17 protein-coding genes are annotated in these 18,974 nt (G+C 51.7%); 8 read left to right on the forward strand and 9 right to left on the reverse strand.

From position 1 onward, the window contains the following. The 3 genes from TDIS_RS02210 to TDIS_RS02220 are packed head-to-tail and all read left to right on the forward strand — an operon-like array spanning position 1 to position 3,175. The gene (locus TDIS_RS02210; RefSeq protein WP_068668870.1) at positions 1–723 is read left to right on the forward strand and encodes an ABC transporter permease; all 723 of its coding nucleotides are present in this window, start codon (positions 1–3) and stop codon (positions 721–723) included. Beyond that, entirely contained in the window at positions 720–1,907 is a 1,188-nt protein-coding gene (locus TDIS_RS02215; RefSeq protein ID WP_068668872.1) for a pyridoxal phosphate-dependent aminotransferase, read from the forward strand. The genes TDIS_RS02210 and TDIS_RS02215 overlap by 4 nt, the downstream gene beginning before the upstream one ends. A 2-nt stretch (positions 1,908–1,909) precedes the next feature. After that, entirely contained in the window at positions 1,910–3,175 is a 1,266-nt protein-coding gene (locus tag TDIS_RS02220) for a phenylacetate--CoA ligase family protein (protein WP_068668874.1), read from the forward strand. A 1-nt stretch (position 3,176) separates the two neighbouring features. On the opposite strand, the gene TDIS_RS02225 is transcribed toward TDIS_RS02220, so the two are convergent. Together TDIS_RS02225 and iorA are read right to left on the reverse strand one after the other, a co-directional pair. Then, entirely contained in the window at positions 3,177–3,767 is a 591-nt protein-coding gene (locus TDIS_RS02225) for an indolepyruvate oxidoreductase subunit beta (RefSeq protein WP_068668876.1), read from the reverse strand. Between the two features lie 13 nt (positions 3,768–3,780). Then, positions 3,781–5,463 carry an indolepyruvate ferredoxin oxidoreductase subunit alpha gene (iorA, locus tag TDIS_RS02230; RefSeq protein WP_068668878.1) on the reverse strand — a complete coding sequence of 561 codons (1,683 nt, stop codon included), beginning with the start codon at positions 5,461–5,463 and terminating at the stop codon, positions 3,781–3,783. Between the two features lie 160 nt (positions 5,464–5,623). On the opposite strand from iorA, the gene TDIS_RS02235 reads away from it, so the two are divergent. From TDIS_RS02235 to def, 4 genes are read left to right on the forward strand one after another with little or no spacing between them, the layout of a single operon-like run. Further along, on the forward strand, positions 5,624–6,769 hold the full coding sequence (locus tag TDIS_RS02235) for an ABC transporter substrate-binding protein (protein ID WP_068668880.1): 1,146 nt from the start codon (positions 5,624–5,626) through the stop codon (positions 6,767–6,769). Between the two features lie 12 nt (positions 6,770–6,781). After that, positions 6,782–7,657, forward strand: a complete 876-nt coding sequence (locus tag TDIS_RS02240) for a branched-chain amino acid ABC transporter permease (RefSeq protein WP_068668882.1) — start codon at positions 6,782–6,784, stop codon at positions 7,655–7,657. A 4-nt stretch (positions 7,658–7,661) separates the two neighbouring features. Further along, the gene (locus TDIS_RS02245) at positions 7,662–8,600 is read left to right on the forward strand and encodes a branched-chain amino acid ABC transporter permease (RefSeq protein WP_068668884.1); all 939 of its coding nucleotides are present in this window, start codon (positions 7,662–7,664) and stop codon (positions 8,598–8,600) included. After that, entirely contained in the window at positions 8,579–9,097 is a 519-nt protein-coding gene (def, locus tag TDIS_RS02250) for a peptide deformylase (RefSeq protein WP_068668886.1), read from the forward strand. The genes TDIS_RS02245 and def overlap by 22 nt, the downstream gene beginning before the upstream one ends. A 96-nt stretch (positions 9,098–9,193) precedes the next feature. Here def and TDIS_RS02255 read toward each other — a convergent pair whose 3' ends face one another. The 7 genes from TDIS_RS02255 to TDIS_RS11450 all read right to left on the reverse strand — a co-directional run bounded on the left by TDIS_RS02255 (position 9,194) and on the right by TDIS_RS11450 (position 17,750). Further along, positions 9,194–10,327: a M24 family metallopeptidase gene (locus tag TDIS_RS02255; protein ID WP_068668888.1), complete on the reverse strand. Its 1,134-nt coding sequence runs from the start codon at positions 10,325–10,327 to the stop codon at positions 9,194–9,196. A gap of 7 nt (positions 10,328–10,334) precedes the next feature. Beyond that, positions 10,335–11,198 carry a lytic murein transglycosylase gene (locus tag TDIS_RS02260; RefSeq protein WP_153303729.1) on the reverse strand — a complete coding sequence of 288 codons (864 nt, stop codon included), beginning with the start codon at positions 11,196–11,198 and terminating at the stop codon, positions 10,335–10,337. Then, on the reverse strand, positions 11,195–13,861 hold the full coding sequence (locus TDIS_RS02265) for a UPF0182 family membrane protein (protein WP_068668892.1): 2,667 nt from the start codon (positions 13,859–13,861) through the stop codon (positions 11,195–11,197). Before TDIS_RS02265 ends, TDIS_RS02260 begins: the two co-directional genes overlap by 4 nt. A gap of 290 nt (positions 13,862–14,151) precedes the next feature. Then, positions 14,152–16,089 (reverse strand): aconitate hydratase, encoded by a 1,938-nt coding sequence (locus tag TDIS_RS02270; RefSeq protein WP_068668894.1) that lies wholly within the window; start codon positions 16,087–16,089, stop codon positions 14,152–14,154. Between the two features lies 1 nt (position 16,090). Next, the gene (locus TDIS_RS02275; RefSeq protein WP_068668896.1) at positions 16,091–16,720 is read right to left on the reverse strand and encodes a hypothetical protein; all 630 of its coding nucleotides are present in this window, start codon (positions 16,718–16,720) and stop codon (positions 16,091–16,093) included. Positions 16,721–16,866: 146 nt separating this feature from the next. Then, on the reverse strand, positions 16,867–17,475 hold the full coding sequence (locus tag TDIS_RS02280) for a type II secretion system protein (protein ID WP_068668898.1): 609 nt from the start codon (positions 17,473–17,475) through the stop codon (positions 16,867–16,869). A 140-nt stretch (positions 17,476–17,615) separates the two neighbouring features. Beyond that, a complete protein-coding gene (locus TDIS_RS11450; RefSeq protein ID WP_279614530.1) occupies positions 17,616–17,750 on the reverse strand; it encodes a hypothetical protein in 135 nt (44 codons plus the stop codon). A 219-nt stretch (positions 17,751–17,969) separates the two neighbouring features. On the opposite strand from TDIS_RS11450, the gene hemB reads away from it, so the two are divergent. After that, positions 17,970–18,947, forward strand: a complete 978-nt coding sequence (gene hemB, locus TDIS_RS02290) for a porphobilinogen synthase (RefSeq protein ID WP_068668902.1) — start codon at positions 17,970–17,972, stop codon at positions 18,945–18,947. Positions 18,948–18,974: the final 27 nt, after the last annotated feature.

The raw sequence follows: 18,974 nt of genomic DNA on the forward strand, positions 1-18,974 counted from the left end.
ATGACTCCTAAAATTTTCTCGCCCTGGGCTCTTTTGCTTTTCGGGATCCCTATAGGATTAATCGTCTTTTTCCGGGAAAAGTGGTTTTCCGGTGGAAAGAAAGTCATTTACGGCTTTTTACGTATGACTATTCAGCTAACCCTTTTGGGGTATCTTCTGGTGTTTGTATTCGGAATAGAAAGTCCCTATCCGGTACTCGCAGCCATGATCGTAATGGTCTCCTCCTCGGCCTGGATAGCTTTAGGTCCTTTAAAAAAACGTGGTCTACAACTTTTTTGGACGGCCCTGAAGAGCATCCTTCTTGGAGCCGGGAGCAGTCTTTCACTTGCGGTTTTCGGGGTACTTTCCCTTTCGCCCTGGTGGTATCCCCGGTATATCCTGCCGTTAGCCGGTATGACTTTCTCCGCAGCCTTAAATGGTGTAAGTCTTGCGGCTGAGAGGTTCTTCGCAGCCCAGAACCTAGGAGCCAATCCTCAGGAGGCCCGAAGCCAGGCCTATCAGGCCGCTCTCATCCCTTATCTGAACAATCTCTTTTCCGCCGGCCTGGTTTCCATTCCCGGCATGATGACCGGCCAGATCCTGGCCGGAGTCTCACCGCTTCTGGCAGTCAAATATCAAATCCTTATCATGGCCCTGATCTTTTCTTCCGCCGGTCTTTCTTCTTTATTTTTTCTCTTTTTTGTAGTAAAAGAGCACCGAAACACAGGAGGTAGACCGGTATGATAGCGTCTCAAGTAAAAGGCTATCTGGAACGGGCTTCTTGGATAAGGAAGATGTTCGAGGAAGGGGCCAAGCTTAAGGCCCAACATGGTGCGGACAAAGTCTGTGATTTCAGCCTGGGCAATCCGGATGTTCCTCCTCCGCCGGAAGTATCCGAAGCCTTGAAAGAGATCCTCGCGGAGGATCGGCCGGAGCTACACGCCTATATGCCCAACGCCGGTTTCCCATTTGCCCGTGAGGCTATGGCGGAAAAGGTTTCCCGCGAGCAAGACTTCAAGGTCTCCCCCGAGGAAGTAATTCTCACCTGCGGAGCTGCCGGGGGACTCAATATCATCTTCAAGGCCCTTCTTGAGCCCGGAGAAGAGGTGGTTTTCCCGGCCCCTTTTTTTGTGGAATACGGATTTTACGTAGAAAATCACCAGGGAGTCCCCAAACCTGTATCTACTAAACCGGATTTCTCTCTAGACTTTGAAGCCCTGGATCAAGCCATAACCGAAAAAACCAAGGCTATTCTGATCAATTCACCCAATAACCCTACCGGAAGGCTTTATTCGGAAAAGGATATTGCGGATCTCGCCGCTCTTCTACGGGAAAAGAGCCAGGCCTTCGGTCGCCCTGTATACCTCATCTCGGATGAACCCTATCGCAACTTGGTCTTTGATGGCCTAAAAACCCCCTCCGTTTTCAGACATTACGCAAACACCTTCGTAGTCTCAAGCTTTTCTAAAGAATTGAGCCTTCCCGGAGAGCGGATCGGTTTTGTGGCCGTGCATCCGGATATGGAAAACAAAAACGAGATACTTGCGGCCCTGATCCTGGCCAACCGTATCCTCGGTTTTGTAAATGCTCCGGCCTTTGCCCAGCGAATCGCGGCCAAATGCGCCTTGGCTCTGGTTGATGTTTCCATTTACGAGAGGCGTCGGAATCTCTTCTGCGAGATCCTGGATGAGGCCGGTCTGGAGTATGTAAAACCCGAGGGGGCCTTCTATCTCTTTCCGAAAACCCCCATCGATGATGTCGAATTCTGCAAGCTTCTTCAGGAAGAGTTGATCCTGGCCGTGCCAGGACGCGGCTTTGGCGGCCCCGGACATATAAGGCTGGCCTTCTGCGTAGACGAGAGTATTATTGAACGCTCACGAGAGGGATTTATACGAGCTGTTCAAAAAGCTAGAGAAAGGAGGAGTTAGCCGTGTATCAGCCGAGACTGGAGACCATGCCCCAGGAAGAAATTCGCAAACTCCAGCTCGAACGCCTTAAAAGAACCCTGGCCCATATCAGGGATCGTAATCCCGACTACCACAAACGCTTGGGCGGAATCCACCCTGAGGACATTAAAGATCTTTCCGACCTTGAAAAACTCCCCTTCCTCACCAAGGATGACCTGCGAGAGGCTTATCCTTTCGGGCTGGCCTGCGCCCCAAAGGAGGCCTTTGTTCGCTTTCACATGTCCTCCGGTACCACCGGAACCCCGGTGGTAAACCCCTTCACCCGCTCGGATGTGGAACAATGGGCGGAGATTATGGCCCGCTGTCTTTCGGCCGCGGGTGTCACCCATGCGGACGTCCTGCAAATCACACCGGGTTTCGGTCTTTTCAACGGGGGCTTCGGTTTCCATTATGGGGCCGAACGCATCGGCTGTTTCGTGGTGCCTATTGGCCCGGGACGCACCCTCATGCAACTCAAGTTTATGAAGGACTTCGGCACCACGGCCCTTGGAGCCATATCTTCTTATCCTCTGAGGCTCATTGAGGTCGCCAAGGAGGAAGGCTTCGACTTTCGGGAAACCCGCCTGCGGGTGGGTATTTTTGGAGCCGAGGTCTGGAGCGACGAGACGCGCAAGTACATCGAAGAAGCTATGGGTATAGAGACCTTCGACATCATTGGCATGACGGAGACTGGTGGAGTGGGTCTGGGCATAGACTGTAAGGCTCACGAAGGTCTCCATGTCTGGGAGGATCATTATCTGGTGGAGATCGTAGACCCTGAGACCGGCAAGGCCCTACCTGATGGAGAAGAGGGCGAGATGGTGGTCACCACCCTCACCCGGGAGGGACTACCTCTCATCCGTTATCGCACGCGGGACATAACTAGGATAATATCCCGGGAGCGATGTTCCTGCGGCCGCACTATGCTACGTGTAGCCCGCATAAAAGGCCGTACGGACGACATGCTCAAGGTCAAGGGAGTCAACTTCTATCCCCGTCAGGTAGAAGAAATCCTCATGCGGCACCCGGAGACCACCCCGGAATACCTCATTCGTTTCGGCAAGCGCGCCGGGAAGGACTTTATAGAGATTCTGGTAGAAAGCAAGGTCCAGGACGAAACCCTGCGAGAGCGCTTGGCGGAGGAGATCTACAATTACCTCGGATTCCACGCCAAGGTAATCCTACTCAAAGAGGGTGAACTCCCCCGCCGGGAGGGCAAGGCTAAGCGGGTGGAAAAGGTAAAGGAATAATTTAGGCCTTCACGGCCTCGTAGCCCAGGTCAAAGGCCTTGAGGTTTAAGTCCTGAAATTTGGGCTTGACCACCCGACGGATGGCGTCAAGGTAGGCCTCCCGCGGTATAGGAAGGATACCAGTCCCTGCGAGGGCCCCTAGCATGACCACATTGAGGGCCTTTCCGGACCCGGCTTCTCGGGCGAGCTTCTCCCCGGAAAAGATATGAACTTTACCCAAAACTTCCTTCATCTTCTCAAGTAACGGCTCTACCTCGGGGTAAGTGGCCAGGCCATCCTTTACGATCTGGGGCACCACGGGATCGGAACTCACAAGAGCCGTGGCCTCCTTTCGGCAGCGTCCGAGGGCCCTTAGGGCCTCCACCGGCTCAAGGGCCACTAGGATATCAGCCTCTCCCGGGGAAATATAAGGGCTTTTAACCTCTCCAAGAACAATATTGCTCTCCACAACCCCGCCTCGCTGGGCCATACCGTGGACCTCGCTCATAGCCACATCATAGCCCTGCGAAAGGGCCGCCTCTCCCAGAAGCCTTGAGAAAAGAAGTATACCCTGTCCGCCAACTCCTACCGCAAGAATCCTAAAGCCCGTCATTTTCAGACCTCCCTTATTTACCCTTCACCTTGTAAAGTACACAAGGAGCCTTGGATACGATTACCCCGAGCCTTTCGGAGGCCAGCATCTCCCGCACGGCCTTTTTGGCCTCTTCCTTTTTGTAAGGGTTGATCTGAATGGTGGGGAGGCCCAGATTTTCGCAGAAGCGGGTGATAGAGATTACCGGACGCTCCTTCAGGGCCTCGGGTCGTATCTCCTGAGAGGGAACCGGCTGGTGTCCGGTCATGGCCGTGGTCTCGTTATCCAGAACCACCAGGGTAAACCGGTGCCCTTGATAATAGGCATTTATGAGGGGCGGGATACCGGCGTGAAAGAACGTGGAATCCCCGATAAAAGAGACGATTCGCTGGTCGGTGGCCACCGAAAAGCCACAAGATGATCCCACGCTTGAGCCCATACAGAGGAGGTAGTCGGCCATCTTGAGCGGTGGTAGAAGCCCCAAGGTGTAACACCCTATATCCGTGGGATAGACCGTGTTTTCCTCCTCGCCAAGCTCCTGAAGGGCCTCCTTAACCACCTTATAGGTTTCCCGGTGGGGACAACCAGGACAGAGCGTAGGCGGTCTCGGCGGAAGTTCCGGGATCCATGAGGTATCAGGAGCCTCCGGGGCCTTATATTCTCTACCGAAAGCCTTGGCCAGGGCGGCTTTCACCATCTCCGGATGAAATTCGTGATATCTGGGAAAATAGCCTTCGGCCTTACCCAGAACCTTTACTCTTAATTCCTCCTCGGCCACCAGAACCTTCAAGGCCTCCTCGAGATAAGGTTCAAGTTCCTCCACCACTAGGCACCTTTCAAGCCCTGAGAGAAACTCCTTGGCTAGGGTCCTCGGGAAAGGATGGGTAAAGCCGAGGAGAAGAAGAGAGACCTCCTCTTCGAGCCCGAGTTCTTTTACGGCATCCAGCACATAGACCACCGAAACCCCAGACGCTACCACACCGAAAGGCCCTTTTTTGACCACGCGATTGAAGGGAGCCTTTGAGGCCAGGCCCTCGGCCTCCGCCATGCGTTCCAAAAGAACCTTGTGCCGCTCACGGGCCACTGCCGGAACAGGAATCCAGCGTTTGAGATCCTTCTCAAACCGCCCTTTCTCAAAGCGGCTATAGTCAGGGAGCTCTCCGCAGGCAACCACCCCACGGGCATGCGAGACCCGGGTAGTAGTGCGCAGGATTACTGGGATCTCAAGCTTTTCCGAAAGCTCAAAGGCTTCCCGGGTCATCTCCAGGGCCTCTTGGGGAGTAGCCGGCTCAAGCATGGGAAGCCCGGAAAGACGGGCATAGTACCGGTTGTCCTGTTCGTTCTGGCTGGAGTGACAGGATGGGTCATCCGCGGTTACGACGACCATACCACCGCGCACACCCACGTAGGCCAGGGTCATGAGGGTGTCTGCGGCCACATTAAGGCCTACGTGTTTCATACAGGTAAGGGATCTAAGGCCACAGGCCGCAGCAGAGGCGGCTACCTCCATAGCCACCTTCTCATTAGTTGAAAACTCAAAATAAAGCCCTGAAAGTTCTTGAGAAATAGAAAAAAGATGGTTGCCTATTTCTGAGGAAGGGGTCCCAGGATAGGCCGCTCCCACTCTCAACCCGGCCTCAAGGGCCCCGCGCACAATAGCCTCGTTACCCATGAGAAGCCTTTTGTCTCCCGGTTTGATTGCCAGTAAAGGATGCATAAATCAGGCCTCCTCTGGATTTGGGCCTTTTTTAATCTAAACTTTTTCTTTTGACAACCGCCCTTAGTGAACCTCTAAGCCGTGAATTCCCTAATATCGTTTGACAAAAAGGTAAGCTCTTGGCATTATCCATTTCAAACTTAAATATGAGGAGGTCGCCATGCGCAAAATAGCTCTGCTTTTTCTCTTGGGGATCTTTTTATTTTTATTCAGTTTTCAGGCTTTGGCCAAAGAACCTTATCGCATAGGAGCCCTCTTCTCGGTAACTGGTCCTACTTCCTTCATTGGTGATCCAGAAAAGAAGACCTTGGAAATGCTGGTAGACGAGATCAACAAGGCCGGGGGCATCAACGGTCATCCCCTGAAGCTTTACCTCTATGATACTCAGGGGGACGAAACTCTTACGGTCAAAAAGTTTGTAAGGCTTGTGGTCCAAGACAAGGTACTGGCAGTAATTGGTCCGAGCCGTACCGGAACAAGCCTGGCGGTAGCTCCTTTGGCCGAGCGCTATCGGGTGCCGCTTATTTCCTGTGCGGCCGGAATCAAAATAGTCGAGCCTGTAAAACCTTACGTCTTCAAGACCGCCCAGAGTGATCGGCTGGCGGTCAAAAAAATCTACGCCTATTGTGTGCGACAGGGTATCAAAAAGGTAGCCATCCTCACGGTCTCGAATGGTTTCGGCCAGAGTGGTCGCCAAGAACTCAAACGCCTAGCTCCTCAATATGGTATCGAGATTGTAGCCGATGAGCTCTTCGGTCCCAAAGACGTGGACATGAAACCGCAATTGATCAAAATCCGTAAAACTGAGGCCCAGGCCATCATCTGCTGGGGTACCAATCCCGGCCCGGCCATCGTGGCCAAGAACATGCGTGAGCTCGGTATGAAACAGAAACTTTTCATGAGCCACGGTGTGGCCTCCAAACGTTTCATTGAGCTAGCCGGAGAGGCCGCCGAGGGCATCATCCTTCCAGCCGGGAAACTCATCGTGGCCAATGAACTCCCGGACTCTGATCCCCAAAAGGCCCTGCTTTTGAGCTACATCGAGAGGTATAAGGCCCGTTATGGAAAGGCTCCCTCTTCTTTCGGTGGGCACGCTTATGACGCCTTCCTCCTCCTTAAGGAGGCCCTGATCAAGGCCGGAGCCGACAAGGCCAAAATCCGGGAAGCGCTAGAAAATATAAAAGGGTTAAAGGGCATTCACGGCGTATTCAACATGACTCCTCAGGATCACAACGGTCTTAGCGAAAAGGAAGCTTTTGTCCTGGTAGAAATCCGGGGAGGAGACTTCCACCTTCTTAAAGAATAGTAAAAAACTCCTATGGAAAACTTTTTGGAATTTCTTTTCGCCGGTTTGGTAAACGGGGCTATCTATGCCTTGATCGCCCTGGGCTTCATGATCATTTACAACGCTACCGGCGTAATAAACTTTGCCCAGGGCGAATTTGTCATGTTGGGAGCCATGCTAACGGCCTCCCTTACCGGAAAATTCCATTTTCCTCTATTGCTAATGCTTCCGATAGTGCTCGTATTCGTGGCCCTCATAGGGGCCCTTACCGAAAGGCTCACTATTTATCCCGCAAGGGAGGCCAGCCCCCTCATCCTCATTATCATCACTATCGGGGTGTCCATCCTCCTCAAAGGCCTGGCCATGTTCGTTTGGGGGAAGGACCCTCTGCCGGTCAAGGCCTTCATACCCGGTGGTCCTTATCACTTTCTAGGAGCTACTCTTCCGCCCCAGGGAGTCCTCATCCTCTTGGTAACGGTACTGGCCTTTCTGACAACAGAGGCCTTTTTCCGATTTACGCTCTGGGGAAAGGCCATGCGGGCCTGTGCTTACAACCGTTTAGGGGCCCGGGTAATCGGGATAAACATTTCCAATCTCACCTGTATCTCTTTTGCTCTTAGTGCTGCCCTCTCCGGGCTGGCAGGTATCATCATTTCTCCCTTGACCTTTGCTACTTATGACATGGGAACCATGTTGGGACTCAAAGGATTCAGTGCCGCCGTTTTCGGAGGTTTGGGCTCCGCGGCCGGAGCCTTCTGTGGTGGTCTAATCCTTGGAGTTCTCGAAACCTTGAGTGCAGGCTATCTTTCTTCGGCTTACAAGGACGCTGTGGCTTTTCTTTTGCTTCTTATGGTGCTTTTTGTGCGCCCCGAGGGTCTGTTAAGTCTCAAAACCGCTGAAAAACTGTAAAGCGATGAGATGGGAATACCTCAAAATCTTGGTTCTGGCACTTGTGGTATGGGGCGTATCTTTTTGGGTTCGGAATGACTATATCTTTAACGTCCTCACCATGACTGGCCTCCAGGCCCTAGTAGTACTAGGACTCTCCCTTCTCATGGGATACGCCGGTCAGGTTTCTCTGGGACACGCCGCTTTTTACGGCTTGGGAGCCTATACTACCGGTATCCTTTCGGCCAAATACGGACTCTCTCCCATTTGGGGAATCCTTCTGGCTCAAGGACTGACCTTGACCGTGGCCTTCCTCATAGGCCTTCCATCTCTCAAACTTCGGGGACATTATTTGGCCGTGGCCACTTTGGGGTTTGGTGTGATTGTAGAGGTCATTTTTAAGGAGTCTGTAAACCTTACCGGAGGCCCTTCAGGTCTAGTGGGCATAGCTCCTTTGAGTCTTGGTACTTATACTCTCACTTCTTTCAAGGGCTATTATCTCCTTGTATGGTCCGTGCTTCTCTTTTTTCTTTTATTAGCCCTCCATCTGGTTCACTCCCCCATAGGAAGAATCCTTTTAGCCCTTCACGATAGCGAACCCGCCCTGAGATCTCTAGGCTACAACATTCACCGCCTCAAACTTGGAATCTTTCTCTTTTCGGCCAGCCTTGCGGCCCTGGCCGGATCCCTTTACGCCCATTTCGTAACCTTTATCAGTCCTTATAGCTTTACCTTTCTCCATTCAGTAGCTTTTGTGACCATGGTGGTTATAGGAGGTATCGCCAGTCTCTGGGGGGCTCTCGGCGGAGCGGTCTTTCTCTCTATCCTCCCGGAGGTCCTATCCCATTTCGAGGATTACGAGGTTGTTATTTTTGGAATGATCCTTATATTGGTGATGATATTCACTCCGGAAGGACTCATCTCCGGACTGGAGAGAAGACTATGGCGCTTCGCAAAATCGTAGTCCTGGGACATCCGATTTTAAGGGAAAAAGCCGAAGAGATTACCGAAATAGACGGTGATCTCCAGCAACTTATAGACGACATGGCCGAGACCATGTACGCCGCCAAGGGTTTGGGACTAGCTGCCAATCAGGTAGCTGTCTCTAAAAGGCTTTTCGTGCTGGATCTTTCTCAAAGAGAAGGAGAAAAACTCCCCCATGGACTATTGGTCTTTATCAACCCTGAAATTATGGAGGCAGAGGGTGAAATATACGAAGAAGAAGGTTGTTTAAGTATTCCGGGATATTCTGCCAAGGTCAAAAGAAAGGCCCGAGTCCTGGTTAAGGCCCTTGATCGTGAGGGCAAACCCTTTGAAATGGAACTCGAAGGCTTAGGAGCTAGGGCCGTGCAACACGAACTAGACCACTTAAATGGTATCCTTTATATAGACTATCTTTCTCCATTAAGACAAAAGCTTTTTAAACGCTGGTGGAAAAAGCACCGCTCCTCAAAAAAATAATCGTCCCTACCCTCAAACGATACCTAAGACATTATTACCAAAATTTGTCCGATTTTCAAATTCTATTATGATTGTTTTTATAGATTTATAAAAAATTTAATAAAAAACTTGCCACTTTCTAGGATAAGATGTCACTCTTTCTAAAGAATCCTCTTTCAAAAAAAAGGTATCTTCGAGACCAATTACCCCTATCCCCGGAACATGGAGTTTGGGCTCAAGGGCCAGCGCCATGCCGGGAAGAAGTTCGGTTTTCATTCCCGGGGCCAGGGCCGGCTCTTCATCTATACATAGGCCTACCCCATGCCCTACGAAATTCACGCCTTCCTCTCCGTTAGCCATAAAATATTTTTCCACTCCTAGGCGTTCGGCCTCCTTCAACACCGAGAAAAAGACTTCCTCCGCAGGTATCCCTGGTTTTAAGGCCCTTTCCGCAGAATCCATAAGTATTTCGGCCATCTCGAAGAGGTCACGGATTTCTGGAGACACCCCCCCTAGAGAACTCATACGGCTCTGATCCACGTAATAACCGGCATAAAAACCCGAAAAGTCGCATAAAATAGGTTCACCGGAGTGAAGTTTTTTGAGACTGGCTCCACTCGAAAAACCAGGCACTCCCAAACCTCCCTCTCCGGCAATCATGTATCCAGGAGTTACTCCCTCTGGGCCGGAGATCAGAAGCCCGGTTGGGAATTCATTTCCTCGGAAAGACCGTACGAAACCGGGATGCCCCCGCTTCCGAAGTTCGTATTCTATAAGTCCCATGGCCTCAAGTTCGGTCATACCGGGTTTTATCTTAGGAAGACCTTCGAAAAGCGCCTCCGCAAGACGTCTTCCGGCCTCCCTCAGACACTCGGCCTCGTAAGGGGACTTAATTGTACGGATATGAGAAATAGCTCCGGAAATATCTTGCAGATCGAATTCGGAAAGAATTTTTCGATAGAGCAAAAATCTATCATGGGTAAGGCCGGCATATTCAAGCCCAAGAACTTTTATACCCGCGTTTTTTAGAATTCCGGGAAGCTTCTTTAAAGAACGTAAAGGTTCAGCCGGAAGTGGACTTTCAGAAAGCACTCGGGAAAAGGGCCTAAAGACTAAAAACCTTACTTCCCTTTCGGTAACCAGAAGATGCCCCAGGGCAAAGGCCCCGGTAAAATAATAAAGATTCAGAGGAGAGGTGATAAGGGCTCCATCAAGGGCTTTCTCTCGCAAAGCCTCTTTTAAAGAAGACAACCTCCTTTCAATTTCGGTCTTCGGAATCATGGAGATTCTTGGCAATTTCAAGAATGGTCTCGGCATAGGGTTCGCTGTGGTTGTAGGTCATCAGCACGCGTTTTTTTTCCTCCCAGGAAAGGCCCGGACGCCAACCGTGACGTTTAAGATAGTTGGCGGCACTGGCCAGGGCGTCGGTAAGGGTATAGAGATCTATGCGCCCATCGCCATCGCCATCAACCGCGTAACTTCTAAAACTGCTCGGTATGAACTGGGGATAGCCGAAGGCCCCAAAAATGGAGCCTTTTAAGGCCAAGGGATCAAGACCATATTTTTGGGAGATTTCAAGAAGCACCACCAATTCTCGATAGGCCCACCGGGACCTGCGGGCCATAATACTTTTCAGACGAGCTTCTTCCTCCGGGGAAAGCTCCCGATCAAGGTAGGGTTTCACCCTCTCCCAATCGGAAGACACCGCCATACTGGCCAGCACATTGAAGATCTCGTAGCGGCCATGGTGCCTTCCGAGATCGGATTCCACGAGAAGCAAAGCCACCAAGACCTCTTTTTCCACTCCGTAAGTCTTTTCGATTTCGTCAAGCAGTGGGGCGTAATCTTTCATAAAGTTTCGGGCCCGGGCGATTCTTTCCGGTCGCAAAAACCTTTTGTAAGGTAGCTTACTTTCGTCCCAGGTGAGTTTGCGAGGCATGATTTGCGGCAAAAACTTCACCCGGGGATCGGAGAAGACTTTGTCAATTTCCGCAGGGGAAAAACCTTCTGCCATCAGCCGGCTCTTAAGCTCGGCAAAAAGTTCGGTATCCTCCTTCGCCCTGGCCGGACAGACGGTCAAGACCACGGTCAATATCAGGCATACCCCAAGAGTAAGCCTCACCTCAGAGCCTCCCCGAGTTTTTTCCAGAGACGACCGAATTCTTCGAGATCTCCACGTCTCAAGGCCTCTTCAGCCCTTTGGTAAAGTCCCCTGAGATAAGCTTTTCCAGATTCCACCCGTGGTTTCATCTTTTCAAGTATCTGGCGGCCAGCCTCTTTAATTCTTTCTTCCACTGAACCGAAAATCTCCATCAAGGCCTTATCCAGGGTTTCAGCCATGGCAATCCGATTGCCGTAGGCCACGATAACCCGCTTGAGCTCGGGAATCTGTCCGGTCTCGGACTTGAGATAAAGGGGTTGTACATAGAGGAGATTGTTCTCTATGGGGATCACCAGAAGGGTTCCCAGAATGACCCGGCTTCCCCGCTGGTCCCAGAGAGAGAGCTGGCGTGAGATTTCCGGATCCTGATTGATGCGGCTTTCGATTTGCTGTGGGCCGTAAACCAGGCTTTGTTTAGGGAAACGATAGACCAGTATTTCCCCGTAATTTTCAGGGTCACATCGTACACACATCCAGGCCGAAAGATTGTTCTTCTTGGCCGGGGTAAAGGGCACCATGAGAATAAATTCTGCCATATCTTGTCCCGGTAGTCTCATGATGGTGTAGTAAGCCCGGATGTATCGCCTAGGATCCTTCGGACTTTTGGGGATCTCCCAGAGGTCCTCCTGGTTGTAGAATACTCGGGGATCGGTCATGTGATAGCGACCGTAGAGCCTGGCCTGCAGGGAAAATAGACGATGAGGATAGCGAATGTGACTTCTAAGATCGGCCCTTAAGTCCGAAAGAGGCCTAAACATGTGAAAAATTTCCTGATAGGTCTGAATGATAGGATCACGAGGATCTTTGAGATAAAAGTCGACCGTCCCATGATAGGCGTCCACTACCGCTAGGGCCGCGTTCCGCACGTAGTTTCCTAGGCCTCTTACCCTACGAGAATAGGGGAAACGGTTTGAAACCGTATAAAGATCCAAGAACCAAAAAAGGCGACCATCCTTACCGATAACTAGATAGGGATCACCATCTACCAACAGAAAAGGCACCAAACGTCTAACCCGTTCTCGGACCTCTCGATAGTAGAGAACACGGCTTTCAGAGAGGATATCCTGGGAGAAAAGAAACTTGCTAGTTCCGAAACGATAGGCGAAAAGTGTCCGACGGAAAAGGCCCCCTACCCTAACCCCGGTCTTTCCACGATAGGTGGTGTAAACATTTTTTTCACCAGCCGGGTAATCGAATTCTTTAACCCGGGTATTCACTACGGCGTAGGTGTCCGTCAGTTCTCCAAAATAGATCTCTGGACGCGTGATCTTAAGGTCCACCAAAGATCTGGGAGGGATGTCCTTGATCAGAAGCACCGGCAACCCTTCCGGGGAAACTTGATTAACCACTCCCAGGGTAAGGCCGTAGCCATGGGTATAGACCAGGTGAAGGTTGATCCAAGATTTACTGGACAGGTCAGCATGGGAAAGTTCCCGGGCCGAGAGCATGACCTGGCGAAGTTCTCCGTTGAGCACATACCGGTCGTTGTCCACCGAAACGAAACGATAATAAGTGCGAATCTCTTGGATTTGGCTGTAAGTTTCGAGTAGAGGCTGATGATCCCAGAGCCTTATGTTTTTGATGGTAAGGGCGTTGCGTTTGAGGTCGTTGTAAGTCAGGGGTTTTCCAAAAGTGAAAGATTTTTCCTTAACGGAGGTCAAGCCGAAGCCCTCTCGAGTGTAACGGATCTCGTGGGCAATGTAAGGCTTTTCTTTATCAAGTTCGTTTGGTTGCACCACATACCGATGCACCACACCCGGAAGGAGTTTGAGTCCTATAAAATAGAGCAAGCCATAGCCCAGCACGAGGCCGAACAGAATCTCTTTTCTGGGCCTCAGGATGAAGACCGCCGAAAGGAGGGCCGCGGCCAATGACAAAAGCATAAGGGCGTTTAAGGCCGGAAGCACCACCCGGGCCTCGGTGTAACCTGCCCCGAACACTACCCCCCGCTCGTCAAAAAGAAGATCCGTACGGTCAAGGAAAAGGTCATAGGCCAAACGCAGGAAAAAGAGGGCTACCATCAAGGCTAAGTAGCGGCGAAAGGCCGAAGTGAGTCGTATCCCGAGCCGGCCGCCCCTTTCCAAGTGGCCAAGTCCCACGAAAATAAGAGTTCCGGTTAAAAACAAGAGGGTCCAGAGAGCAAAGGCCAAGTCCCCCAGGTAGCGCAGAAAGGGAAGTCTAAAGACATAGAATCCGATATCCAACGAAAGCAAAGGGTCTTTTAGGCCGAAAGCCTTTCCATGGACGAACAGCAAATAATCTTGCCAGAATTCTTTAGCAGCCAATCCAAAAGAAAAGGCCAGAAAGATAGAGAACACTTTCAGAAGAAAGCGAAATTTCTCGGAGAGAAAACGAGTGAAGCGGGGATCAAGATACTGCGACCAGAAGGCGCCCCGAGAGGCCACTCTATGGACCAGATATCCGTGAAAGTAAAACACCAATCCCGTAAAAGAGGCCACCAAGAGAAATAGAACCCCCTGAACCTTGAATCTGGTGAGGAAGACCTGAGGATACCCCAAATCCTTGTACCAGAGATAATCGGTGTAAAACCCTACAAAAGGGTTAAAAAAGAGAAAAACCAGGGCCAAAAGAGCAAAGAGGAGAATAATTAGGCGGAACTTCATAGAACTTATGAAATTTTTCTAGCCTTGAGGGCGTCTTTTATAATTATCAAAACTCCCAAAGGCGCCACAAGTAACAAACCACCTAACAGAACATAGATGCCTTCCATCCTTATCCCTCATCCGGTGGAATATAAAAAATCCACTATTAACAAAGTAAAGCCTATTCCAAATAAAAACAAGCCCAATTTAAACTTCAGACGATCACCGAGAAGTCCTTCCGGAATGCCCACCGTAAAGACATACTTTCCGATATCCAGCAAAGTTTTCCGAAATTACGCCGTCTTCCCTGTTTATTTCTTAACCATATTTAGAAGACAACCGGAAAGAATGATCTCTCGATCCCTTTCCGTAAGTTCCAGACGGCCCCAGATCTCTTCCTTTCCGGGAACCTCTATGCGGAGGCGTTCGGCTCCCTCCGAAAGGGCCTTCCTTATATCTGGGACCCGGATGCGGTCCCCAGCGGCAAGGCGGTCATAATCCTCCGGATTTTCGAGAACCACGGGAAGAATACCGAAATTTATAAGGTTGGCCTTATGAATGCGGGCAAAGCTCTTGGCAATCTTCAGCCTTACTCCAAGATACCTCGGGGCCAGGGCCGCATGCTCTCTTGAAGAACCCTGCCCGTAGTTTTCCCCGCCTAGAATCACCACCGCCGTGCCCTTTTCTTTAAGGGCCAAGGCCTTTTTCGAAAATTCCGGATCGATCGCCGAGAAAACGTATTCGCTTATGGCTGGAAGGTTACTCCTCAGCGGAAGAATCTTGGCCCCAGCAGGCATAATGTGGTCGGTAGTGATGTTGTCCCCCACCTTGAGGAGAATCTCTCCCTCCAGGTCCTCAGGCAGGGGATCGAACTTCGGAAGGGGCACAATGTTCGGCCCGCGCAGGATCTCCACTTTGAGGGCCTCTTCATCTGGAAGTGGAGGGACAAGCAGGGTATCGTTCAGAATGAATTTTTCAGGAAGGCTGATTTCGGGATAATCCCCTAGTTCTCTAGGGTCGGTGATCACCCCGCGCACGGCCGAAGCTACCGCCGTCTCCGGAGAGACCAGATAGACGTAATCCGGCCGGGTCCCGGACCGGCCGGGGAAGTTACGAGTAAAGGTGCGCAGAGAAATGGCCTCTGTGGGTGGGGCCTGCCCCATACCGATACAACCGAGACACCCGCTTTGGTGTATTCTGGCCCCGCCATGAACGAGGGACTGGAATTTTCCCAGGGCCTCGAGGTTTTCCACCACCTGGAGGGAGCCAGGATTGATCTCGAGGCAGGTATCCCGATGCACAGGGTGGCGTCCGAGCACTTCAGCCACCACCAGAAGATCTCTAAGCGACGAATTGGCGCAGGAGCCAATGATGACCTGGGCCACGGGTTTTCCGGCGATCTCGGCCACGGGCTTCACGTTGTCCGGCGAGGAAGGACAGGCCGCCAAGGGCTCAAGGCTGGAGAGGTCGAGCTCAATGACCTCGTCATAACGGGCGTCCTCGTCCGGGAGGATCTCCTCGAAATCTCCTTCCCTCCCCTGAGCGTAAAGCCAGGCCCGGGTAACCTCGTCTGCGGGGAACACGCTGGTGGTGGCCCCCATCTCGGTGCCAAGATTAGCGATAGTAGCCCGGTCCGGCACGGAAAGCTCCTTAACCCCGGGACCGAAATATTCCAGGATCTTACCCAGACCACCCTTTACCGTAAGTTTCCGAAGAAGCCAGAGGGCCACATCCCGAGCCGAAACCCAGGGCGGGAGTTTGCCGGTAAGGTGAACCCCCAAGATCTTGGGCATGATGAGATGGAAGGGTTCGCCGGCCATAGCCATGGCCACGTCCAATCCCCCGGCCCCGATGGCGATCATACCGCAGCCTCCGGCGGTGGGGGTGTGGCTATCCGAACCAAGGAGGGTGCGCCCTGGCCTTGCGAAGCGCTCGAGGTGCACCTGGTGGCAGATACCATTTCCGGGACGAGAGAACCAGAGGCCATAGCGGGCAGCCACGGTCTGCAAAAACCGGTGGTCGTCGGCGTTGCGAAAATCGGTCTGAAGGAGGTTGTGATCCACATAGGAGACCGAAAGTTCGGTCCGCACCCGGTCAATTCCAATGGCCTCGAATTCGAGATAGGCCATGGTACCGGTGGCGTCCTGAGTTAGGGTCTGGTCTATACGGATAGCAATGGGCTCGCCACGCTTGAGGCTTCCCGAAACCAGGTGTCTTTCGATGATTTTCTCCGCAACCGTGAGACCCATTTTACCCTCCTTCTCCGAAACAATCTGGATGTCTTTTCTTCAGCTCTTTCAAGATCCTTTCTACGTACTCCCTGAGGTCTTCCAAATCCTCCAGGGGTTTTAACAGATAAATCAGGAGATCGGCAAGGCTTGCAGAGACGATGATACGTCGATCCTCCCCTGGGGCCCCCTCAAGCACAAAGGGAAGCCGGCTGCGCAGGACTTCCACGGCCAGAGATTCCGGCCCCTGGTATTCCACCCCGAAATAAAGATGACGAGCCTTAAGGGCCGGGGAAAGACGGTAAACTTCTTCCTCCGTCAGAACCCCAAAAGCCAGGTCCTGAGGAGGAATGAGACCGTGCTTAGGAATGAGGTCCGAAACCAAAGCCGGCTCCCACTCAGAAAGGAAAATGAGGAGCCCCTTGGCAAACTTGAGGTCGAAGTTTTCGCGGATAAGGTTCCGAAAGGCCTCGGTTGTCCCCGAAATCAGAAAACGGCGGCGGTCAAGCCGGTCGGTGGAAAGATCCCTCGGTAGGCGCTCGAAGAGCTTGAAGAGCGGAGTCTCACTCCGGGCCTGAACCTCCAGCACCAGGGGCCGGAGCCCCTCCGGAAGTTCCTTCTCTGAAATAAGAGAAAGCCTCGCCTCCGCCACGCCCGCATTTTAACCGCTTCAGCGGGGGGAGTCAAAACCGCCTGATGGTCATTCCCTCGGGTTTCAAATAAAACCAAACCTTAGCGGAGAAATTCCATTTTGCCCCGGGGCTTAGCCTCCGGGGCAAAATGGTTTTGTTAAGTTCTTTAATACCGATAAACATTAAAATTACCTTCAACAACTCCTGTTAAGCTATCACAATCAGTATCTGGGTCATATTCATTACCGGCATCAGTAAAGATAATTCCTCCAGAACTAGGAGCAGCATTACCATCATCAAACTTCTGATCTACTCTGCATATAGCTGATGCTGGTTCGTTATATGCTGTTTCTAGCCAGATTCCGTCATAAGGAGGAGAACTGTAATTTGAAAAAACCAACAACTTTCCAGTAAAAGGTTCTCTTCTATCAGCCTCCGTCAATAATCCCGTATTCCTTAACTCACTCCAGAAAGCAGCTTGTTCCGTAGTAGTATCAATCCTTCCATTCAAATAGGTATTAGAAGTAGTACATAATCCAGTTGAAGGATTATTAGTGCATCCATCTCCCGGCAATCTATTATATCTTTCATAGAAAATATTTATAGCCGCAGAAATCTTTTGAAGCTTGTTATAAAAAGCATCTTCCCTAGCCGACTTGATAAGTTGCCGCCCCTTCAAGGCCATTCCCAAAAGCAAACCGATAATAACCAGAACGATGGCCAGCTCCACCAGGGTGAAACCCCCGGTCCTTGCTCCCGTGCCTCTTTTCAACATAACTGCACCTCCTTGTTAACTTTTTTGGATTTACGAAATCAACTTTTTAACATATTCTAAAATTGAAAAAAATTTTCTGTCAAGAACAGGAAAAACCTCTCTCCATCGCTTCCTCCCTCGCCCGCCTGATGGTCGTCCTCCTATCCCAGAACGGAAAACTTATCATCACCCTCGTAAGCGTCACAAATATTCCAGTAATGATCCAGAAAAAGGAGCTTCCGGTAAATCATCTCGTTGGTCACTTCGGCCCGGAGAGTCCCGACGAAGATCGTCATCAGTCAAACCGCCGCCAACGAGATCTTTTTCATGTTTACTTCCGGACCCTGACCTTTTCCGCTGTGGCAGCCTTTCGGCCCTCCGCCCACTCCGAAAAATTCACCAGCCTCATCACCTTCTCACGCCCTAAATCCGGAAAAGCCCTGCAAAACTTTAATTCTTTCTAAAAGATTTTAGAAAGGGTATAGTAAATTGTCAAACATTGCAGGAGGTGAGGTATGTTCTTTCCCGAATATCGTCCCCGTCGTCTCAGGCGCACCGAGGCCCTGCGGGCCATGGTGAGGGAGACCGAGCTTTCCGTAAAGCACCTGATCTATCCCCTCTTCGTCTGCCCAGGGAAAAAGGTGCGCGAGGAAGTGTCCTCCATGCCTGGAGTCTTTCGGCTCTCAGTGGATGAAGCCGTAAGGGAGGCCAAAGAGGTTTACGAGCTAGGTCTTCCGGCGGTCATCCTCTTCGGCATCCCTGAAAAAAAGGACGAGCTAGGCTCCGAGGCCTATGCCAAGAAAGGAATCGTTCAAAAAGCCGTCTCGGCCATCAAAAAGGAAGTACCCGAGCTCATCGTGGTCACGGACGTATGTCTCTGCGAATACACCAGTCACGGCCACTGCGGTATTATCAAAAACGGCGAGGTGGACAACGACCTCACGCTCGAGCAGCTTGCCCGCACAGCGGTCTCCCACGCCCGGGCCGGGGCCGACATCGTGGCCCCTTCGGACATGATGGACGGCCGGGTGGCCCGCATCCGCGAGGCCCTGGACGAGGCCGGTTTTCAAAACGTGGCCATCCTCTCCTACGCCGTGAAGTATTGTTCGAGCTTCTATGGACCTTTCCGAGAGGCCGCGGATTCGGCCCCGCAGTTCGGCGACCGGCGCAGCTACCAGATGGACCCGGCCAACGCCCGTGAGGCCCTGCGGGAGGCCTCTTTAGACATAGAGGAAGGCGCAGACATCATCATGGTAAAACCGGCCATGCCCTACCTCGACATCATCCGGGCCCTGAGGGAGGAGTTCAACCACCCCATCGCGGCCTATCAGGTAAGCGGGGAATACGCCATGATCAAGGCTGCGGCCCGCCTAGGCTGGCTTGACGAGGAAAGAGTTATGCTGGAGAGCCTGCTCTCCATCCGCCGGGCCGGGGCGGATATCATCATCACCTATTTCGCCAAAGAGGTGGCCAAAAAACTGAAGTCATTATAATTCATGGCTTTTGTAATATGGGCTATA

Source organism: Thermosulfurimonas dismutans (genome assembly GCF_001652585.1).
Classification (GTDB): Bacteria; Desulfobacterota; Thermodesulfobacteria; order Thermodesulfobacteriales; family Thermodesulfobacteriaceae; genus Thermosulfurimonas; species Thermosulfurimonas dismutans.

Bases quoted from the DNA above. Each gene is read 5' to 3' on its own strand.
- def (WP_068668886.1), top strand. From the start codon at position 8,579: ATGGCGCTTCGCAAAATCGTAGTCCTGGGACATCCGATTTTAAGGGAA.
- TDIS_RS02265 (WP_068668892.1), bottom strand. From the start codon at position 13,861: ATGAAGTTCCGCCTAATTATTCTCCTCTTTGCTCTTTTGGCCCTGGTT.
- TDIS_RS02240 (WP_068668882.1), top strand. From the start codon at position 6,782: ATGGAAAACTTTTTGGAATTTCTTTTCGCCGGTTTGGTAAACGGGGCT.
- TDIS_RS02270 (WP_068668894.1), bottom strand. From the start codon at position 16,089: ATGGGTCTCACGGTTGCGGAGAAAATCATCGAAAGACACCTGGTTTCG.
- iorA (WP_068668878.1), bottom strand. From the start codon at position 5,463: ATGCATCCTTTACTGGCAATCAAACCGGGAGACAAAAGGCTTCTCATG.
- TDIS_RS02280 (WP_068668898.1), bottom strand. From the start codon at position 17,475: ATGTTGAAAAGAGGCACGGGAGCAAGGACCGGGGGTTTCACCCTGGTG.
- TDIS_RS02215 (WP_068668872.1), top strand. From the start codon at position 720: ATGATAGCGTCTCAAGTAAAAGGCTATCTGGAACGGGCTTCTTGGATA.
- TDIS_RS02235 (WP_068668880.1), top strand. From the start codon at position 5,624: ATGCGCAAAATAGCTCTGCTTTTTCTCTTGGGGATCTTTTTATTTTTA.
- TDIS_RS02245 (WP_068668884.1), top strand. From the start codon at position 7,662: ATGAGATGGGAATACCTCAAAATCTTGGTTCTGGCACTTGTGGTATGG.
- TDIS_RS02210 (WP_068668870.1), top strand. From the start codon at position 1: ATGACTCCTAAAATTTTCTCGCCCTGGGCTCTTTTGCTTTTCGGGATC.
- hemB (WP_068668902.1), top strand. From the start codon at position 17,970: ATGTTCTTTCCCGAATATCGTCCCCGTCGTCTCAGGCGCACCGAGGCC.
- TDIS_RS11450 (WP_279614530.1), bottom strand. From the start codon at position 17,750: ATGACGATCTTCGTCGGGACTCTCCGGGCCGAAGTGACCAACGAGATG.
- TDIS_RS02225 (WP_068668876.1), bottom strand. From the start codon at position 3,767: ATGACGGGCTTTAGGATTCTTGCGGTAGGAGTTGGCGGACAGGGTATA.